Origin of the sequence: Sphingomonas sp. CL5.1 (assembly GCF_013344685.1) — a bacterium.
Lineage (GTDB): Bacteria > Pseudomonadota > Alphaproteobacteria > Sphingomonadales > Sphingomonadaceae > Sphingomonas.
On the sequence record NZ_CP050137.1, the window covers coordinates 1,609,289 to 1,625,203 of the forward strand.

Below are 15,915 nucleotides of genomic sequence, written 5' to 3' on the forward strand. Positions count from 1 at the left end.
ATGCTGGTAGCGATCGTGCAACGACCGCCGGCCCGGAGCCGGATTTCATCAGGGAGAAGCCGATGGCCGAATCGCCGCTTTCATTGCGCAGCCTGGGCGGGGGCGCCTTGCTCGCCGCCGGTGCGCTGGGGGCCGTCGCGCTCTCGTCCGCCGCCTCCGCGCAGGGCACGGTGGAGCGGCGGCTCGCCGCGCTCGAATCGCGGGTCGATCGGCTCGACGACCGCGCGAGGATCGAGAATCTCACCCGCGCCTACGGCTATTATGTCGACAAGCAGCTCTGGAACGAGGTCGCCGACCTGTTCTCCGACAACGCCCGCGTCGAGATCGCAGGGCGCGGCGTCTATCTCGGCAAGGCCAGCGTAGATCGGCTATTCCTGCAATCGATGGGCGGCGGCCAGGTCGGCCTGAGGCCCGGCGGCCTGTTCAACCACATGATCCTGCAAGGCGTCACCGATGTCGCGCCCGACGGAAAGACCGCGAAGGGCCGCTGGCGCGCCTTCGTCCAGATCGGGCAGGCGAAGATGTTCGGTATCTGGTCGGAGGGCACGTACGAGAACGAATATGTCAAAGAAGGCGGCGTGTGGAAGATCAGCGGCATGCACTTCTACGCCACTTTCTACGCCCCCTACGAGAAGGGCTGGGCGCAAGGGGCGCGGCCGAACAACGGGCCGACCAAGGATGCCCCGCCCGACGCGCCGCAGTCGGTGGAATATGACGTCTATCCCGGCCATTACGTCCCGCCGTTCCATTATCCCAACCCGGTGACGGGCAAGCCGTGGACGATCGAGGAAAGCCGCAGATATTCCACCACCGGCATGTCGCCTGCGCCCGCCGGCCCGCCGATCCAGCCCGGATCGCCGATGCCCGCCGCGCCCGCGCCCAAGCCTGCCCAGTGACCGGAGACTTACGATGAGCATCAAGAACTGGACCCGCGTTGGACTGGCCGGCGCCGTCATGGCTGCCGCGATCGTCGCTGTCCCCGCGCTGGCGCAATCGGACCGCGGCGTCGAAGCGCGCCTCGCCGCGCTGGAGAAGCGGGTTGCGCTGGAGGAGGATCGCGCGCAGATCGAGAACCTCACCCGCGCCTATGGCTATTATATCGACAAGAAGGTGTGGAGCGAGGTCGTCCCGCTGTTCTCGAAGGACGCGGTGGTCGAGATTTCGGGGCGCGGTGTGTACAAGGGCGCGAAGGGCGTCGACACCTTGTTCTCGAAGGTGATCGGCCGCCAGCATATGGGTCTCGCCGATGGTGAGCTGTCCAACCATATGGTGCTTCAGGGCGTCACGAACGTCGCGCCGGACGGCAAGACCGCGACCGGTCGCTGGCGCGCCTTCATCCAGATCGGCATGTGGCAGAAGATGGGGCTGTGGGCCGAGGGCACCTATGACATCCGCTACGTCAAAGAGGACGGCAAGTGGAAGTTCAGCCTGATGCGCTGGTACGGCACCTATTTCACACCCTATGACAAGGGCTGGGCGCAGGCGTCGTTCGGCAACAACGGGCCGAGCAAGGAATTCCCGCCCGACGCGCCGCCATCGGTGCAGTATGACGCCTATCCGGGCCATTACGTCCCGCCCTTCCCCTATCCCAACCCGGTGACCGGCCGCCCGTGGACGCAGGCGGACACCGATCGTTACTCCACCAGGGGGATGGACCCGAGCAACGCGGCCAATTCCTCGTCGGCGGGCTCGCCGCTGTCGCTGGAAAGCCAGCGCCAGCAGCAGCCGCCGCGCTGACCCGCGCGAACGGGGCGGGGCGATGCGGATCGCGGTGATCGGCTCGGGGGCGATGGGCAGCCTGTTCGGCGGGCGGCTCGCGCTCGCCGGGCATGAGGTGTGGTTGGTCGATGTGAACCAGCCGCATATCGACGCGATCAACCGCGCCGGTCTGCGCCTCGATCTCGACGAGGGGGAGCGGGTGGTGACGAACGTCCGCGCCGGCGTGGCGGACGCCTTCGCCGGGCCGGCTGATTTGCTGATCGTCTTCACCAAGGGCTATCACACCGCCGCCGCGCTCGCCGCCGCCCGTCATCTCGCCGGGCCGGGGACGTGGGCGCTGACGCTCCAGAACGGCCTCGGCACCGGCGAGCGCGTCGCCGCCGCGCTGCCCGGCGCGGCGGTGGCGATCGGCATGACCGACCTGCCGGCTGACCTCAGGGAACCGGGCCATGTCGCCTCGCACGGCGCGGGCCATGTGCGGCTGTGGAGCCTGTCCGGCGCGCCCGATCCGGCGCTGGAGCGGATCGCCGCCGCGCTGGGCGAGGCGCGGATCGCGGCGCGCGCCGATCCCGAGGTGGTCACCGCGATCTGGGAGAAGGTGATCTTCAACACGGTGATGAACCCGGTCGCCGCGCTCACCCGGCAGACGGTCGGCGGCATGGCGGCGCAGCCGGACGGGCGGGCGCTGGCGGAGGCGATCCTCGCCGAGGCGTTCGCGGTGGCGGCGGCGTGCGGCGTGGCGGTCGATCGCGAACATGTCCGCGCGATCATCGAGCATGCCTGGGCGGCGCACGGCCCGCACCAGCCGTCGATGTTGCAGGACGTGCTCGCCGGCCGCCCGACCGAGATCGATTCGATCGCGGGGCAGCTCGCGGAAAAAGGCGCCGCGCATGGGGTGGCGACGCCGGTGCTCGATACGCTCACCCGGCTCGTCAGGATGATCGCGCGCGCCGGCTGAACAATCAGGGGAAGAAGGGGATGACGATGAAGGTCCGCAATCTGGCTCTCGTCGCGTTGCTCGGCACGGCTTCGATCGGGGCGGCGCAGTCGCCCGACGCACCGGCGCTGACCGGGCCGGACTGGGCGAGGCGGGGAGAGGCTGAACTTTCACCTGCGCGTTACAGCGTGATCGTCGAAAAGGACGTCGCCGTGCCGATGCGCGACGGGGTGAAGCTCGCCGCCGATGTCTATCGCCCCGACGCGCCGGGCAAGTTCCCGGTGATCGTGCTGCGCACGCCGTACAACAAGGCGACGCCCGACGAGGTGCAGAACTCGCGCTGGTATGCCGAGCGCGGCTATGTCGTCGTCAACGAGGACGTGCGCGGCCGCTTCGCTTCCGGTGGCGATTTCTACACCTACCGTCACGAGGCGCAGGACGGCTACGACACCGACGCCTGGGCCGCCGTCCAGCCATGGAGCAGCGGCAGGCTCGGCACGCTCGGCGGCTCCTATCTCGGCTATACCGGGCTGACGCAGGCGATCGGCGGCCATCCCGCGCTGAAGGCGGTGGCGACCGACGTCACCACCACCGATATCTACAATAGCTGGGTCTATAGCGACGGGGCGTTCCTGCTCGGCTTCTCGCTGCCGTGGGGGGCGGGGACGGTGTACGGCCGCACCACCGACGGCGGCGGCGCGTTCGTGAAGCCGGAGGCCTATGCGAAGCTGCCGCTGAACACCGCCGACGCCGCCTCGTACAAGGTCGACCAGCCGTATCGCGACTGGCTGGCGCATCCGCTTCGCGGCGACAGCTATTGGAACGGCATCAGTTTCGAGCGGCAGGCGGCGAAGATCAGCATACCGGCGCTGGTGGTGAGCGGCTGGTACGACATCTTCCTGCGCGGCGCGCTGGGCGATCACCAGCAGATCAAGGGTGCGGGCGCGACCCCGCTCGCCCGCGCGCAGAAGCGCATCGTCATCGGCCCGTGGACGCACTTCAAGACGATCGCGCCGCGCAAGGGCGGGTTCGGCGGCATGTCCACCCCCGACGATGTGGATTACGGGCCGGACGCCGCGCTCAACGGCAACCTCCTTTACCTGCGCTGGCACGATCACTGGCTGAAGGGCATGGACAATGGCGCGGACCGGGACCCGGCCGTGCGCATCTTCGTGATGGGCGAGAACAAGTGGCGCGCCGAGGACGAATGGCCGCTGAAGCGCACGCGCTACACGCCTTATTATCTCGCCAGCGGCGGGAGGGCGAACACGGCGACCGGCGACGGCACGCTCTCCACAACGAAGCCGGCCGGTGCTGAAAGCGACCGCTACGACTACGATCCGGCGAACCCGGTGCCGACGCTCGGCGGCAACATCTGTTGCAGCTCGGTGCCGTCCGGCGCGCACGATCATTCGCCGGTCGAGAAGCGGCCCGACGTGCTGGTGTTCACCGGCCCGGTGCTGGACCGGACGGTGGAGGTCACCGGCCCGATCCGCGCGACGCTCTACGCCGCCAGCTCCGCGCCCGACACCGACTGGGTGGTGCGGCTGATCGACGTCGATCCGAACGGCTATGCCCGCAACATCCAGGACGGCATCGTCCGCGCGCGCTACCGCAAGGGCAAGGACGCGCCGCCCGCGCCGATCGAGCCGGGCAAGGTCTATCGATATGACATCGACATGTGGGCGTCGAGCAACGCCTTCCTGCCCGGCCATCGCATCCGCGTGGAGGTGACGAGCAGCAACTTCCCGCGCTTCGACCGCAACCTCAACACCGGGGAGGACCCGGCGACCGGCACGCGGATGGCGGTGGCGCATCAGCAGGTGCTCCACTCCGCCCGCTATCCCAGCCACGTCCTGCTGCCGATCATCCCGCGCTGATCCGCCTTCTTTTCGAAAGGGAACGACCCATGATGCGTAAGACTGCCGCCCTCGCCATGCTGCTCGCCTGCGCCACGACGCCCGCGCTCGCCGCGCCCGCGCCGCAGGCCGCTGCCACGCCTGCCGGCGCGCCCGATGCGGTCACGGCCGGCGGGCTGGTCTTCCCCTCGATGGCGGCCGGCACCCACGGCACCGCGATGGAGCAGGTGGACGAGATCGTGAAGAAGATGGACGCGCGGCTGCGTAAGGCCGGCGCGGCGGGCGGCATCGGCAACATGATGCAGCATACCATCTACCTGAAGGACGGCGCCGCCTCGCCGATCGACGTGCTCGGCCGCTTCCACGGCGCGGCGCGCAAGCTCGCGCCGAGCCTCGTCGCCGAGCCGAGCGTCGGCACGATTGTCCGCGTGCCCGAGTTCGCGGACAGGAACACGCTCGTCGCGGTCGATCTCGTCGCCGGGCCGGGCAAGGCGGCCGGCTTCGAGCGCCACCCCTTCACCTTCGGCCCGAAGGAGATCGTCGAGACGATCGGCACCGGCCCGGTGATCTTCACCGCCGGGCTGGAGGCGATGGACTTCCAGAACGGCAAGCTCGTCCCCGGTATCGACGAGCAGATCGACGTGATCGTCGCCAAGCTGGACGGCGCGATGAAGAAGGCCGGCCTGTCGGTCGGCAACATGATCTCGCACAACCTCTACGTCACGCGCGGCACCGATCCGATCCATGTGATCGAGAAGTTCCACGAGGCGACGCGCAAATATTCGCCAGGCCTCAGGAACCATCCCAGCGTCGGCACGCTCGTGCTGGTCGACGGCATGGCCGTTCCCGGCTTCCTGCTGGAGATCGACGCGATCGCGGCGAAGGGCGATCCGGCGGCGCTGAAGCGCGTGCCCTTCACCGAGATGCCGATGGATATCGCCAAGTCGGTGCAGGCCGGCTCGCTGGTCTATCTCGCGGGGATGGAGGGCGTGGATTTCGACAATGGCGGCAAGGTCTCGCCTGACGTGATGGAGCAGGTGGACGCCGCAGCGCGCAAGATCGCCGCAACGCTGCGCCCGGCCGGTCTCTCCACCGCCGATCTCGTCAAATACAAGATGTACGTGAAGAAGGGGAATGACGCGGCGGCGGTGCGCGCGCGCTTCCGCGCGGCGCTGGCGAAACTCGCCGGCGGCAGGCAGCCGCGCGCGGCGGAGACGCTTGTGATGGTCGAGGGGCTGGCCGGCCCGTCGCTGCAATTCGAGGTGTCGGCGATCGCCGCGCACCGTTGAGGACTCACGCAAGGAGAGGATATATGAAGGAAATCGTCGCGCTCGCGCTGATGACGGCGCTTGCCGCCCCTGTCGCCGCGCAGACCGTCCCGGCCGCCGCCTCGGCGACGAAGGCCGGCTTCTCGGTCGACGGCACGCCGATCGAGACGCTCGCGGGCGATCCGCGCAGCAAGGCGGTGATCGATAAATTGATGCCGCAGCTGCTCGGTCACCCGGCCTATGAGCAGTTCAAGACGATGACGCTCGCCCAGCTCGCGCCGATGAGCCAGGGCGGCATCACCGACGAGCTGCTCAAACAGGTGCAGGACGAACTGGCGAAGATCAGGTAGCGGCCATGTCGAAGGCCGCGACCAGCGAGTTCTGGAAGGACATTCCCCCGATCGAGCGGGTGTTCCGTGCCGACGCGATGCCGGAAACATACATCCCGGACGCGGCCACCGACGACGAGCGTTATTATTTCCCGCTCAGCCCGACGGTTTTCTCGCGCCCGCTATGGATATCGCCGCAGCGGAACATGTGGGCGGACATTTTGATGGCGAAGGAGGCCGGCCTCGTGAACCGGCATTACCACCCGCATCAGGTGTTCGCCTATACGATCCAGGGCCAATGGGGCTATCTGGAGCATGACTGGACCGCCCGCGCCGGGGACTTCATCTACGAAAGCCCCGGCGAGGGGCATACGCTCGTCGCCTATGACGTCGGCGTGCCGACCAAGATCCTGTTCGTCGTCACCGGCCCATTGATCTGGCTCGACGAGAAGGGCGAGGGCGTCGGCCACTACGACGTCCACGACTATATAGCCGACGCCCGCGCGCATTACGCGCGCGTGGGAATCGGCGCGGATCATATCGACCGGCTGTTCCGCTGACCGAATCCTCTCCCCTCCGCATGGCGCGGAGAGGAGAGGCTGCTCACGCCCCCGCGAGCTGCTGTTCCAGCGCGCCCAGCACGCGATAGCAGGGCATCACCTGCGCGACCGAGCTGTTCGGCTCGCGCTCTTCGCGGATCGCGGCGACGAACTCGCGATCCTGCAATTCGATGCCGTTCATCGACACGTCCACCGTCGAGACGTCCACCGGTTCCTCGCGCCCGGTCACCAGATCGTCGTAGCGCGCGATCCACGTGCCGTTGTCGCAGATGTAGCGGAAGAAGGTGCCGAGCGGCCCGTCGTTGTTGAACGACAGCGAGAGCGTGCAGATCGCGCCGCTTTCCGCCTTGAGCTGGATCGACATGTCCATCGCGATGCCGAGTTCGGGATGGGTCGGCCCCTCGATCGCATTGGCCTTGACGATCGGGCCGGCCTGATAAGCGAACAGGTCCACGGTATGCGCGGCGTGGTGCCACAGCAGATGGTCGGTCCAGCTCCGCGGCTCGCCCTTGGCGTTGATGTTCCTGCGGCGGAAGAAATAGGTCTGCACGTCCATCTGCTGCACGGCGATCTCGCCCGCCGCGATGCGCTTGTGGAGCCATTGGTGCGACGGGTTGAAGCGCCGCGTGTGGCCGACCATGCAGACGAGGCCGGTCTCGCGCTGCCTGGCCAGCACCGCCTCCGCGTCGGCGAGGCTGTCGGCGAGCGGTATCTCGACCTGCACATGCTTGCCCGCGTCCATGCACTGGATCGCCTGGCGCGCGTGCATCTGCGTCGGCGTGCAGAGGATCACCGCATCCACGTCGTCGCGCGCGAGGCTTTCGGCGAGATCGGTGGTGGCGTGGGCGATGCCGTATTTCTCCGCCACCGCGCGGGTCGGCTCGATCTGTCGCCCGACCAGCGACACCACCTCGGCCCCGGCGATGTTCCGCAACCCGTCGAGATGCTTTTCCCCAAAGGCGCCGGCGCCCGCGAGAGCGATCTTCATCCGTCCGTTCCTTTCCGATTCATTCGACCGGTTCGAGCACGAGGTGCCCCACCGCCGTATTGCTGGCCGGCACATGATAATGCCGGTGGAGTGCCCGCGTCCGCCGCCCGAGCGCGCCGCGCATGATGAGCCACATCACCAGCTCGATCCCTTCCGAACCGGCCTCGCGCAGATATTCGATATGCGGGATATGGCGCAGCGCGTCGCTGTCACCGATCATCCCGTCGAGGAAGCGATTGTCCCATTCGGCGTTGATGAGGCCGGCGCGCGGCCCCTGGAGTTGGTGGCTCATGCCGCCGGTGCCCCACACCTGCACGTTGAGGTCCTCCGGATAGCTCGCCACCGCGCGCGCGATTGCCTCGCCCAGCGCCCAGCAGCGGTTGCCGGAAGGCGGGGGATAGGTGACGACGTTCACCGCCAGCGGCACGACCTTCACCGGCCACGCCGCCGGCTGACCGAACATGAGAGAGAGCGGCACGGTGAGGCCGTGATCGACGTCCATCTCGTTGATCATCGTCATGTCGAATTCGTCGAGGATCAGGCTCTGCGCGAGATGCCAGGCGAGGTCGGGATGACCGATCACGTCGGGCACCGGGCGCGGCCCCCAACCCTCATCGGCCGGCCTGAAGCTCTCCGCGCAGCCGATCGCGAAGGTCGGGATGATCCGCATGTCGAACGCGCTGGCATGGTCGTTGTAGACGAGGATCACCACATCGGGCTTCACCTCGGCGACCCACCTTTTGGTCCAGTCGAACCCGGCGAACATCGGCTTCCAGTAATCCTCGCCCGTCCTGCCGAGATCGACGGCCGCGCCGATCGCGGGGACGTGGCTGGCGGCGACGCCGGCGCTGATGCGGGCCATCAGTTCTTCTCCCTGATGCTGCGCACGCCCTCGGGCGAGCGGCCGCCGGCGACCATCATCGCCTGATAATCCTCCGGCGACATGCCGGTCATCGTCCCCACCGCCTGCACGAAGCTCAGACCGTCGGTGGAGAAGATCTTGGCGAGGAAATAGATGTTGCCGCCCAGATCGAGCAGCCGGTTGTAGTCGCGCGCCAGCACCGCCTCCTTCTGCGCGTCGGTGAGCGGCCATTCGTCGAGATAGGCGCGCTCGTTGGCTTTCCAGCGTTCGCGGTTCTCGGCCTTCATCAGGCTCATGCAGAACTGGTTGAGGTGATAGCCGGTGCGTGCCCGCTTCGCGGTATAGACGCGCGTGCCGGGGATATCGTCGAACTCGGCGAGATAGGAGTGGATGTCCTTCGGCGCGGTCATAGCCCCCGCTCCTTCAGCAACGCGTCGAGGCGCGGGAAGACCCGGCGGGCGTTGCCCTCGAAGATCGCGGCGCGCTGCCCGTCGCTGATCGGCAGCGCGTCGACATAGCGTTTGGTGTCGTCGAAATAATGGCCGGTCTCGGGGTCGATCCCGCGCACCGCGCCGACCATCTCGCTGCCGAACAGGATGTTCTTCGTCTCGATCACGTCGGCCAGCAGGTCGATGCCCGGCTGGTGATAGACGCAGGTGTCGAAGAACACGTTGTTCATTAGATGCCCGTCGAGCGCCGGCTTCCTGAGCATGTCGGCGAGGCCGCGATAGCGCCCCCAGTGATAGGGCACCGCGCCGCCGCCGTGCGGGATGATGAAGCGCAATGTCGGGAAATCGGCGAACAGGTCGCCTTCCAGCAGCTGCATGAAGGCGATCGTGTCCGCCGCGATATAATAGCCGCCGGTGGCGTGGAGGCCGGGATTGCACGAGCCGGAGACGTGGATCATCGCTGGCACGTCCAGCTCGACCATCTTCTCGTAGAAGGGATACCAGAAGCGGTCGGTCAGTGGCGGGGCGGTGAAATGGCCGCCGCCGGGATCGGGGTTCAGGTTGCAGCCGATGAAGCCTAGCTCGGTGACGCACCGCTCCAGCTCCGCGATCGAGCCGGTCATGTCCGCCCTGGGGTTCTGCGGCAACATGCAGACGCCCGCGAAAATCTCGGGGTAGAGATCGACGCAGCGCTTGATGAGGTCGTTGTTGACCCGCGCCCATTGCGTCGCGACCGCCTCGTCGCCGACATGCGGCGCCATCGCCGAGGCGCGGGGGGAGAAGATCGTCATGTCCGCCCGGCGCTCGCGGATCAGGCGGATCTGGTTCTTCTCGAGGCTCTCGCGGATCTCGTCGTCGGAGATCGCGGGATAGGGCGGCGGCGTCTCGCCGGCCTTGAACGCCGCTTTCTGCGCCTCGCGCCAGTCCGAATGGCCGGCGGGGACGGTGGTGTAATGGCCGTGGCAGTCGATAATCATACGGCGTCCGCCTTCTGTGCGAGGATGAGCGCGGCCTTGGCCTCAAGGCCGTCCGGCGAGGGGAGGCGGCGCGCGCCGATCGCGCGCTGGCGCTCGACGGTGCCGCGCGTCATCGCGGCGCCGGTGCCGAGCGCGTCGAGCGTCTTGACCACCTCCTCCATTTCGGCGGCGCGGCGCAGGCCGTGGACCAGCATCCGGTCGAGATTGTAATCCGCGCGCCGCCGCCAGTCCGCGCCCGGCCAGCTCGCGTCGAGCGAGGCGATCACCGCCTCCGATACGCCGGCGGCATGCGCGGCGAGGAAGCATTCGGCGGACAGCGCCTCGATCCCCTTGACCATCACCGAACGGATCATCTTGATCGCCGACGCCGCGCCGACCGGCCCGTCGACCAGCTCGACTTTCGTGAAGCCCAGCGCGCGCAATGCATCCGCCGCGCCGGCGGCATGGGGGCCGCCGACCAGCAACGGCGTGGCATGGCGCGCGGGATTGACCGGGGCCATCACCGCGACATCGGCATAACGTCCGCCCGCCGCCTCGATCCGCGTGGCGGCGGCGCGCTTGGTATCGGGGGCGACGCTGTTCATGTCGCAATAGAGCGCGCCGGCGGCGATCGACCGCGCCGTCTCCCTAGCGGCGGCGAGCGCCTGATCGGCCGTCACCAGCGACAGGATCAGCGGCGCGTCCGCGACGGCGGCGGCGTTGCTGTCGGCCGGCGCCACCCCGGCGGCGGCGAAATCGGCGAGCTTGGGCGCGCGCGTCGCGGCGGCGTCCAGCTTCAGGTCATAGCCGCGCGACGGCGTATCGGCCGGCGCAAATGCCATGCCCGCCTCTCCCAGTCCGATGAAAGCCACCTTGACCATGGCACGGTTCTGCGAGGGTCTGCGCCCCGCCGCCAATCGGAAGTTGCGAGGGCTATCCGATTTCCGGAATTTTGCTCTCACGTGCCACGGCATTGAGGATGTCGAGGAATTGACGCTGGATTAAGGTTGGCTGCCAGTCGGCGCGGGTCGTCACGCCGATCGTCCGCTCGGTTGCCGGCAGCGCGGCCGGCACGCCCGCGAGCAGTCCGGCGCGCAGCTCCAGCGCGATCTGGTCGGGCGAGACGAGCGTCAGGAAATCGGAATCGATCAATATGCCCCGGATCGCCATCACCGATCCGCATTCCACCGGCGCGGCGGGGCGGGGCAGGCCGGCGGCGTCGAACAGCCTTTCCCAATGGTGGCGCAGCGGCGATCCGGCGCGCCCGACGATCCACGGGAAGCGGCCGAGATCCTCCGCCGAGACGGGTGTGCCTCCCGCGAGCGGGTGGCCGGCGCGCGCGGCGATCATCAGCCGGTCGACGAACAGCGGCACTTGCGAGAAATCGGGCGGGCACGGATCGCGCAGCGCGCCGATCATCAGGTCGATCCGCCCGTCGCGCAGCGGCTCGGACAGTTCGGCATGCGAACCTTCGACGATATCGACATGGCTCGCCGGCATCGCGCGGGTGAAGGCGGCGACCGCCTTGGGCAGCAGCAGCGCGCGGCACAGCGGCATTGCCCCGATCGCCAGCCGCGCCGTGCCCGCGCCGTCCGCCTCGGCCTCCTCCAGCGCGGCGGCGAGGTCGGCGGCGGCGAGGCGGAAGTGGCGCGCGAGCCTCCTGCCCTCCACGGTCAGCGCCACGCCGCGCCCCTGCCGCACCGCCAGCGCCGCGCCGCACAGCCCTTCCAGCTCGCGCACCGCGCGGTGGAGCGCGGGCTGCGACACGCCGGTCGCGCGCGCCGCGCCGACGAAGCTCCCCGCTTCCGCGAGGTTGAGCAAGGCGCGCACCTGCGTCGCGGTGAGCAGGTTCTCGGGCCGCTCGAAGCCGCGCCGCGCGCCGCGCGTCAGCGGGCGCATCGCGCGGGCGAGCCGGGCGTGGGCGTCGGTGATGCGCGGGATCGCGCGCGCGCCCGCCTCGGTCGCGCGCATCCCGTCGGGCAGCCGCTCGAACAGCGCCGCGCCGAACCGTTCCTCCAGCTTGGCCAGCCCCTGCGCCAGCGCCGGCTGCGACAGGCCGATCGCCTCGGCCGCCGCGCTCATGCTGCCACGCTCGGCGATCAGCGGCAGCGCGCGCAGGTGGCGCAGGTTGAGGTCGAACGGCCGGGCCATGCTGCGGGCGATATATAGCATAAACTTATCGCCGTGCCGCAATTCGGAATTGTGCTTTGTCCGGGCGGCGATCATCCCCGCATCGTCAATCGGAGGGAGTGAAATGGCCGGTGTCGTCATGACCGGGGTGGAGCGTCCGCCCCTCGCCATCGTGGACGGGCTCGCCCATTGCGGCGTCGCGACGGTGCATGAGGCGCAGGGGCGCACCGGGCTGATGCGCAGCCACATGCAGCCGATCTACCCGCGCGCGCGGATCGCCGGCACCGCCGTCACCATCTCCGCGCCGCCGGGCGATAATTGGATGGTGCATGTCGCGATCGAGCAGCTCCGCGAAGGCGACGTGCTGGTGCTCGCGCCGACCAGCCCGTGCGAGGACGGCTATTTCGGCGACCTGCTCGCCACCTCCGCGATGGCGTGCGGCTGTCGCGGCCTCGTCATCGACGCGGGCGTGCGCGACGTGCGCGACCTGACCGAGATGGGCTTCCCCGTCTGGTCGAAGGCGGTGTTCGCGCAAGGAACCGTCAAGGCGACGCTCGGCTCGGTCAACGTGCCGGTGGTCTGCGCCGGGGCGCTGGTCAATCCCGGCGACGTGGTGGTGGCGGACGACGACGGCGTATGCGTCGTCCCGCGCGCCGATGCGGAAGCCGTGCTGGAGAAGGCGCGCGCGCGCGAGGCCAATGAGGAAGCCAAGCGCAAGCGGCTCGCGGCGGGCGAGCTCGGCCTCGACATCTACGACATGCGTGGCAAGCTCGCCGAGATGGGGCTGAAATATGTTTGACCCTTCGTCACCCCGGCCTTGTGCCGGGGTCCACGGAGCCGCAAGCGCAGCGGCCGGAGCCTCCATCCGGTCGTCTGCCTCCCGATGGCCCTCGGCACAAGACGGGGACGGGGAGGGCAGGCGATGACAGTCGGCGTGCGCTGCATGTGGATGCGCGGCGGCACCTCCAGGGGCGGCTATTTCCTTGGTCACGACCTTCCCGCCGACACAGCCGAACGCGACGCCTTCCTGCTGCGTGTGATGGGCTCGCCCGATCCGCGCCAGATCGACGGCATGGGCGGCGCGGACCCGCTCACCTCCAAGGTGGCGGTGGTGCGCAAGTCGGCGCGACCGGGCGTCGATGTCGATTATCTGTTCCTGCAGGTGTTCGTCGATCAGGCGATCGTCACCGACGCGCAGAATTGCGGCAACATCCTCGCCGGGGTCGGCCCGTTCGCGATCGAGCGCGGGCTGGTCGCGGCGCGCGACGGCGAGACGCGCGTCGCGATCTTCATGGAGAATACCGGGCAAGTCGCGGTCGCCACGGTGCGGACGCCGGGCGGCAAGGTCGTCTATGACGGAGAGGCGTCGATCAGCGGCGTGCCCGGCACCGCCGCGCCGATCCCGCTCGCCTTCCGCGACACCGCCGGTTCGTCCTGCGGCGCGCTGCTGCCGACTGGCAACGGGGTGGACGAGATCGCGGGCGTCGCCTGCACGCTGATCGACAACGGCATGCCCTGCGTCGTGCTTGCGGCGGAGAGCGTCGGCGTGACCGGTTATGAAGATCGCGACACGCTTGATGCCGATGCGGCGATGAAGGCGAGGGTGGAGGCGATCCGCCTTGCCGCCGGGCCGCTGATGAACCTCGGCGACGTGCGCGAGAAATCGGTGCCGAAGATGATGCTGGTCGCCGCGCCGCGCGAGGGTGGCGCGATCGCGGTGCGCTCGCTGATCCCGCACCGCGTCCATGCCTCGATCGGGGTGCTCGGCGCGGTGAGCGTCGCGACCGCCTGCCTGATCGAAGGCTCGCCGGCCCATGCCGTTGCGAAAGTGCCCGATGGCGCGACCAGGACGCTGGGCGTCGAGCATCCCACCGGCGTCACCGAATGCGTGGTGACGGTGGACGAGCGCGGCCGGCCGGTCGAGGCCGGGATGCTGCGCACCGCGCGCAAGTTGATGGACGGGACGGTGTTCGGATGAGCGACGATCAGGCCGGGCGTATCCTGAGCTGGACGCTCAATCCCTCGAAACCCGCCTTCGCGCCGCCGCCGGGCGCGGTCGATGCGCATTGCCATGTGTTCGGCCCGCAGGCGCAATTTCCGTTCAGCGCCAGGGCCAAATATCTCCCGCGCGACGCCGGGCCGGAGGCGCTGTTCGCGCTGCGCGACCGTCTCGGCTTCACCCGTAACGTGATCGTGCAGGCGAGCTGCCACGGCACCGACAACGCCGCGACGCTGCACGCCATCACGCGATCGAATGGTCGCGCGCGCGGCGTGGCGGTGGTCGATCCGGCGATCGGTGATGCGGAACTCGACCGGCTGCACGAGGGCGGGATGCGCGGCGTGCGCTTCAATTTCCTCAAGCGGCTGGTGGATGACGCGCCGAAGGACAGGTTCATCGAGGTATCCCACCGCATCGCGCGGCTCGGCTGGCATGTCGTGGTCTATTTCGAGGCGGACATCTTGGCGGAGCTGCGCCCGTTCCTCGCCGCCATCCCGGTGCCGGTGGTGATCGACCACATGGGCCGCCCGGACGTGAGCCAGGGGCCGGACGGCGCGGACATGCGCGCCTTCCGCGCCTTGCTCGACAGCCGCGACGATATCTGGACCAAGGTGACCTGCCCCGACCGGCTCGACGCCAAGGGGCCGCCATATGACGATTTCGTTCGCGCGGTGCGTCCGTTGGTGGAGGATTATCCCGATCGCGTGCTGTGGGGCACCGACTGGCCGCATCCCAACATGCAGGACGCGATCCCCGACGACGGCGCGCTGGTGGATGTCATCCCGCGCATCGCGCCCACGGCCGAGTTGCGGCGCAAGCTGCTGATCGATAACCCGATGCGGCTGTATTGGCCGGAGGAAATGTGAGCGCGAAACGCCGGATCGGTCCGTTCGAGGTCAACCCCATCGGGCTCGGTTGCATGTCGCTGAGCCACGCCTATGGCACGCCGCCGCCGCGTGAGGATGCGGTGCGGCTGCTCAACCGCGCGCTCGATCTCGGCCACGATTTCCTCGACACCGCCGCGCTCTACGGCTTCGGCGCGAACGAGACGCTGCTGGGCGAGGCGATCGGGCACCGGCGGGGGGAATATGTCCTCGCCTCGAAATGCGGGATGACCGGGGTCGAGGGCAAGCGCGTGATCGACGGGCGGCCGGAGACCCTGCTCGCGACGATCGACGAATCGCTCCGCCGGCTGCGCACCGGGGTGATCGACCTTTATTACCTCCATCGCCTGGACAGGAAGGTGCCGGTCGAGGAATCGGTCGGCGCGCTGGCGCGGATGGTCGAGGCGGGGAAGGTGCGCGCGATCGGGCTGAGCGAAGTCTCCGCCGCGACGCTGCGCCGCGCCCACGCGGTCCATCCGATCGCGGCGGTGCAGAACGAATATTCGCCCTGGTCGCGCAACGTGGAGATCGGCGTCCTCGACGCGGCCCGCGAGCTTGGCGCGGCGCTGGTCGCCTTCTCGCCGGTCGCGCGCGGGTTCCTGGCCGATGGAGTGCATTCGCCCGATATGCTCGCGCCCGGCGACATCCGGCGCGGGATGCCGCGCTTCCAGCCGGACAACTTCCCGCGCAACCTGGAACTGCTCGCCCGCTTCCGCGCGATCGCGGCGGCGGCGGGATGCACCCCGGCGCAGCTTTCGCTGGGCTGGGTGCTGTCGCGCGGGGAGCATGTCGTCGCGATCCCCGGCACCACCTCGACCGATCATCTCGCGGAGAATTTCGCGACGCCGGCCGGGTTGCCGCGCGAGGCGCTGGAGGAGGTCGACCGGCTGATGACGCCCGATGCCGTGGCCGGGCCACGCTACCCCGCCGCGACCCAGGCCGAGATCGATACCGAGGAATTTGCGTAAGCCGGGT

At 68.9% G+C, this 15,915-nt stretch carries 17 protein-coding genes; 11 read left to right on the top strand and 6 right to left on the bottom strand.

Annotated elements, in window-relative coordinates; genetic code table 11:
• The first annotated feature begins 62 nt into the window (after positions 1-62).
• Genes F9288_RS07845 through F9288_RS07875 form a run of 7 tightly spaced genes read left to right on the top strand, consistent with a single transcriptional unit; the run spans position 63 to position 6,672 of the window.
• Complete coding sequence (locus F9288_RS07845; RefSeq protein WP_174836108.1) at positions 63-896, top strand: nuclear transport factor 2 family protein; 834 nt, start codon at positions 63-65, stop codon at positions 894-896.
• A gap of 13 nt (positions 897-909) precedes the next feature.
• Positions 910-1,737 (top strand): nuclear transport factor 2 family protein, encoded by an 828-nt coding sequence (locus tag F9288_RS07850; protein WP_174836109.1) that lies wholly within the window; start codon positions 910-912, stop codon positions 1,735-1,737.
• Between the two features lie 22 nt (positions 1,738-1,759).
• Entirely contained in the window at positions 1,760-2,677 is a 918-nt protein-coding gene (locus F9288_RS07855; protein ID WP_174836110.1) for a ketopantoate reductase family protein, read from the top strand.
• Positions 2,678-2,697: 20 nt separating this feature from the next.
• The gene (locus tag F9288_RS07860) at positions 2,698-4,536 is read left to right on the top strand and encodes a CocE/NonD family hydrolase (protein WP_174836111.1); all 1,839 of its coding nucleotides are present in this window, start codon (positions 2,698-2,700) and stop codon (positions 4,534-4,536) included.
• 29 nt (positions 4,537-4,565) lie between these two features.
• Positions 4,566-5,804 (top strand): RidA family protein, encoded by a 1,239-nt coding sequence (locus F9288_RS07865; protein WP_174836112.1) that lies wholly within the window; start codon positions 4,566-4,568, stop codon positions 5,802-5,804.
• Positions 5,805-5,827: 23 nt separating this feature from the next.
• A complete protein-coding gene (locus F9288_RS07870) occupies positions 5,828-6,133 on the top strand; it encodes a hypothetical protein (RefSeq protein ID WP_174836113.1) in 306 nt (101 codons plus the stop codon).
• A gap of 5 nt (positions 6,134-6,138) precedes the next feature.
• On the top strand, positions 6,139-6,672 hold the full coding sequence (locus F9288_RS07875; RefSeq protein ID WP_174836114.1) for a 2,4'-dihydroxyacetophenone dioxygenase family protein: 534 nt from the start codon (positions 6,139-6,141) through the stop codon (positions 6,670-6,672).
• A gap of 43 nt (positions 6,673-6,715) precedes the next feature.
• On the opposite strand, the gene F9288_RS07880 is transcribed toward F9288_RS07875, so the two are convergent.
• Genes F9288_RS07880 through F9288_RS07905 form a run of 6 tightly spaced genes read right to left on the bottom strand, consistent with a single transcriptional unit; the run spans position 6,716 to position 12,099 of the window.
• Positions 6,716-7,660, bottom strand: a complete 945-nt coding sequence (locus tag F9288_RS07880) for a Gfo/Idh/MocA family oxidoreductase (protein WP_174836115.1) — start codon at positions 7,658-7,660, stop codon at positions 6,716-6,718.
• Between the two features lie 19 nt (positions 7,661-7,679).
• Complete coding sequence (locus F9288_RS07885; RefSeq protein ID WP_174836116.1) at positions 7,680-8,522, bottom strand: class III extradiol dioxygenase subunit beta; 843 nt, start codon at positions 8,520-8,522, stop codon at positions 7,680-7,682.
• Positions 8,522-8,932, bottom strand: coding sequence for a protocatechuate 4,5-dioxygenase subunit alpha (gene ligA, locus F9288_RS07890; protein ID WP_174836117.1), 411 nt, complete (start codon positions 8,930-8,932; stop codon positions 8,522-8,524). The genes F9288_RS07885 and ligA overlap by 1 nt, the downstream gene beginning before the upstream one ends.
• Positions 8,929-9,948, bottom strand: a complete 1,020-nt coding sequence (locus tag F9288_RS07895) for an amidohydrolase family protein (protein WP_174836118.1) — start codon at positions 9,946-9,948, stop codon at positions 8,929-8,931. Before F9288_RS07895 ends, ligA begins: the two co-directional genes overlap by 4 nt.
• The gene (locus F9288_RS07900) at positions 9,945-10,808 is read right to left on the bottom strand and encodes an NAD(P)-dependent oxidoreductase (protein WP_174836119.1); all 864 of its coding nucleotides are present in this window, start codon (positions 10,806-10,808) and stop codon (positions 9,945-9,947) included. The genes F9288_RS07895 and F9288_RS07900 overlap by 4 nt, the downstream gene beginning before the upstream one ends.
• A gap of 52 nt (positions 10,809-10,860) precedes the next feature.
• Positions 10,861-12,099, bottom strand: coding sequence for a LysR family transcriptional regulator (locus F9288_RS07905; protein ID WP_254621123.1), 1,239 nt, complete (start codon positions 12,097-12,099; stop codon positions 10,861-10,863).
• A gap of 82 nt (positions 12,100-12,181) precedes the next feature.
• On the opposite strand from F9288_RS07905, the gene ligK reads away from it, so the two are divergent.
• The 4 genes from ligK (at position 12,182) to F9288_RS07925 (ending at position 15,908) form a co-directional block, all read left to right on the top strand.
• On the top strand, positions 12,182-12,856 hold the full coding sequence (gene ligK / locus F9288_RS07910; RefSeq protein WP_174836120.1) for a 4-carboxy-4-hydroxy-2-oxoadipate aldolase/oxaloacetate decarboxylase: 675 nt from the start codon (positions 12,182-12,184) through the stop codon (positions 12,854-12,856).
• A 123-nt stretch (positions 12,857-12,979) separates the two neighbouring features.
• Positions 12,980-14,035, top strand: coding sequence for a 4-oxalomesaconate tautomerase (locus F9288_RS07915; RefSeq protein WP_174836121.1), 1,056 nt, complete (start codon positions 12,980-12,982; stop codon positions 14,033-14,035).
• Positions 14,032-14,922 carry an amidohydrolase gene (locus F9288_RS07920; protein ID WP_174836122.1) on the top strand — a complete coding sequence of 297 codons (891 nt, stop codon included), beginning with the start codon at positions 14,032-14,034 and terminating at the stop codon, positions 14,920-14,922. Before F9288_RS07915 ends, F9288_RS07920 begins: the two co-directional genes overlap by 4 nt.
• The gene (locus F9288_RS07925) at positions 14,919-15,908 is read left to right on the top strand and encodes an aldo/keto reductase (RefSeq protein WP_174836123.1); all 990 of its coding nucleotides are present in this window, start codon (positions 14,919-14,921) and stop codon (positions 15,906-15,908) included. The genes F9288_RS07920 and F9288_RS07925 overlap by 4 nt, the downstream gene beginning before the upstream one ends.
• The last annotated feature ends 7 nt before the right edge of the window (positions 15,909-15,915 follow it).

What these genes read in the sequence shown, in the direction of transcription:
- F9288_RS07845 (WP_174836108.1), top strand. Translation starts at nt 63, where the DNA reads ATGGCCGAATCGCCGCTTTCATTGCGCAGCCTGGGCGGGGGCGCCTTG.
- F9288_RS07850 (WP_174836109.1), top strand. Translation starts at nt 910, where the DNA reads ATGAGCATCAAGAACTGGACCCGCGTTGGACTGGCCGGCGCCGTCATG.
- F9288_RS07855 (WP_174836110.1), top strand. Translation starts at nt 1,760, where the DNA reads ATGCGGATCGCGGTGATCGGCTCGGGGGCGATGGGCAGCCTGTTCGGC.
- F9288_RS07860 (WP_174836111.1), top strand. Translation starts at nt 2,698, where the DNA reads ATGACGATGAAGGTCCGCAATCTGGCTCTCGTCGCGTTGCTCGGCACG.
- F9288_RS07865 (WP_174836112.1), top strand. Translation starts at nt 4,566, where the DNA reads ATGATGCGTAAGACTGCCGCCCTCGCCATGCTGCTCGCCTGCGCCACG.
- F9288_RS07870 (WP_174836113.1), top strand. Translation starts at nt 5,828, where the DNA reads ATGAAGGAAATCGTCGCGCTCGCGCTGATGACGGCGCTTGCCGCCCCT.
- F9288_RS07875 (WP_174836114.1), top strand. Translation starts at nt 6,139, where the DNA reads ATGTCGAAGGCCGCGACCAGCGAGTTCTGGAAGGACATTCCCCCGATC.
- F9288_RS07880 (WP_174836115.1), bottom strand. Translation starts at nt 7,660, where the DNA reads ATGAAGATCGCTCTCGCGGGCGCCGGCGCCTTTGGGGAAAAGCATCTC.
- F9288_RS07885 (WP_174836116.1), bottom strand. Translation starts at nt 8,522, where the DNA reads ATGGCCCGCATCAGCGCCGGCGTCGCCGCCAGCCACGTCCCCGCGATC.
- ligA (WP_174836117.1), bottom strand. Translation starts at nt 8,932, where the DNA reads ATGACCGCGCCGAAGGACATCCACTCCTATCTCGCCGAGTTCGACGAT.
- F9288_RS07895 (WP_174836118.1), bottom strand. Translation starts at nt 9,948, where the DNA reads ATGATTATCGACTGCCACGGCCATTACACCACCGTCCCCGCCGGCCAT.
- F9288_RS07900 (WP_174836119.1), bottom strand. Translation starts at nt 10,808, where the DNA reads ATGGTCAAGGTGGCTTTCATCGGACTGGGAGAGGCGGGCATGGCATTT.
- F9288_RS07905 (WP_254621123.1), bottom strand. Translation starts at nt 12,099, where the DNA reads ATGCTATATATCGCCCGCAGCATGGCCCGGCCGTTCGACCTCAACCTG.
- ligK (WP_174836120.1), top strand. Translation starts at nt 12,182, where the DNA reads ATGGCCGGTGTCGTCATGACCGGGGTGGAGCGTCCGCCCCTCGCCATC.
- F9288_RS07915 (WP_174836121.1), top strand. Translation starts at nt 12,980, where the DNA reads ATGACAGTCGGCGTGCGCTGCATGTGGATGCGCGGCGGCACCTCCAGG.
- F9288_RS07920 (WP_174836122.1), top strand. Translation starts at nt 14,032, where the DNA reads ATGAGCGACGATCAGGCCGGGCGTATCCTGAGCTGGACGCTCAATCCC.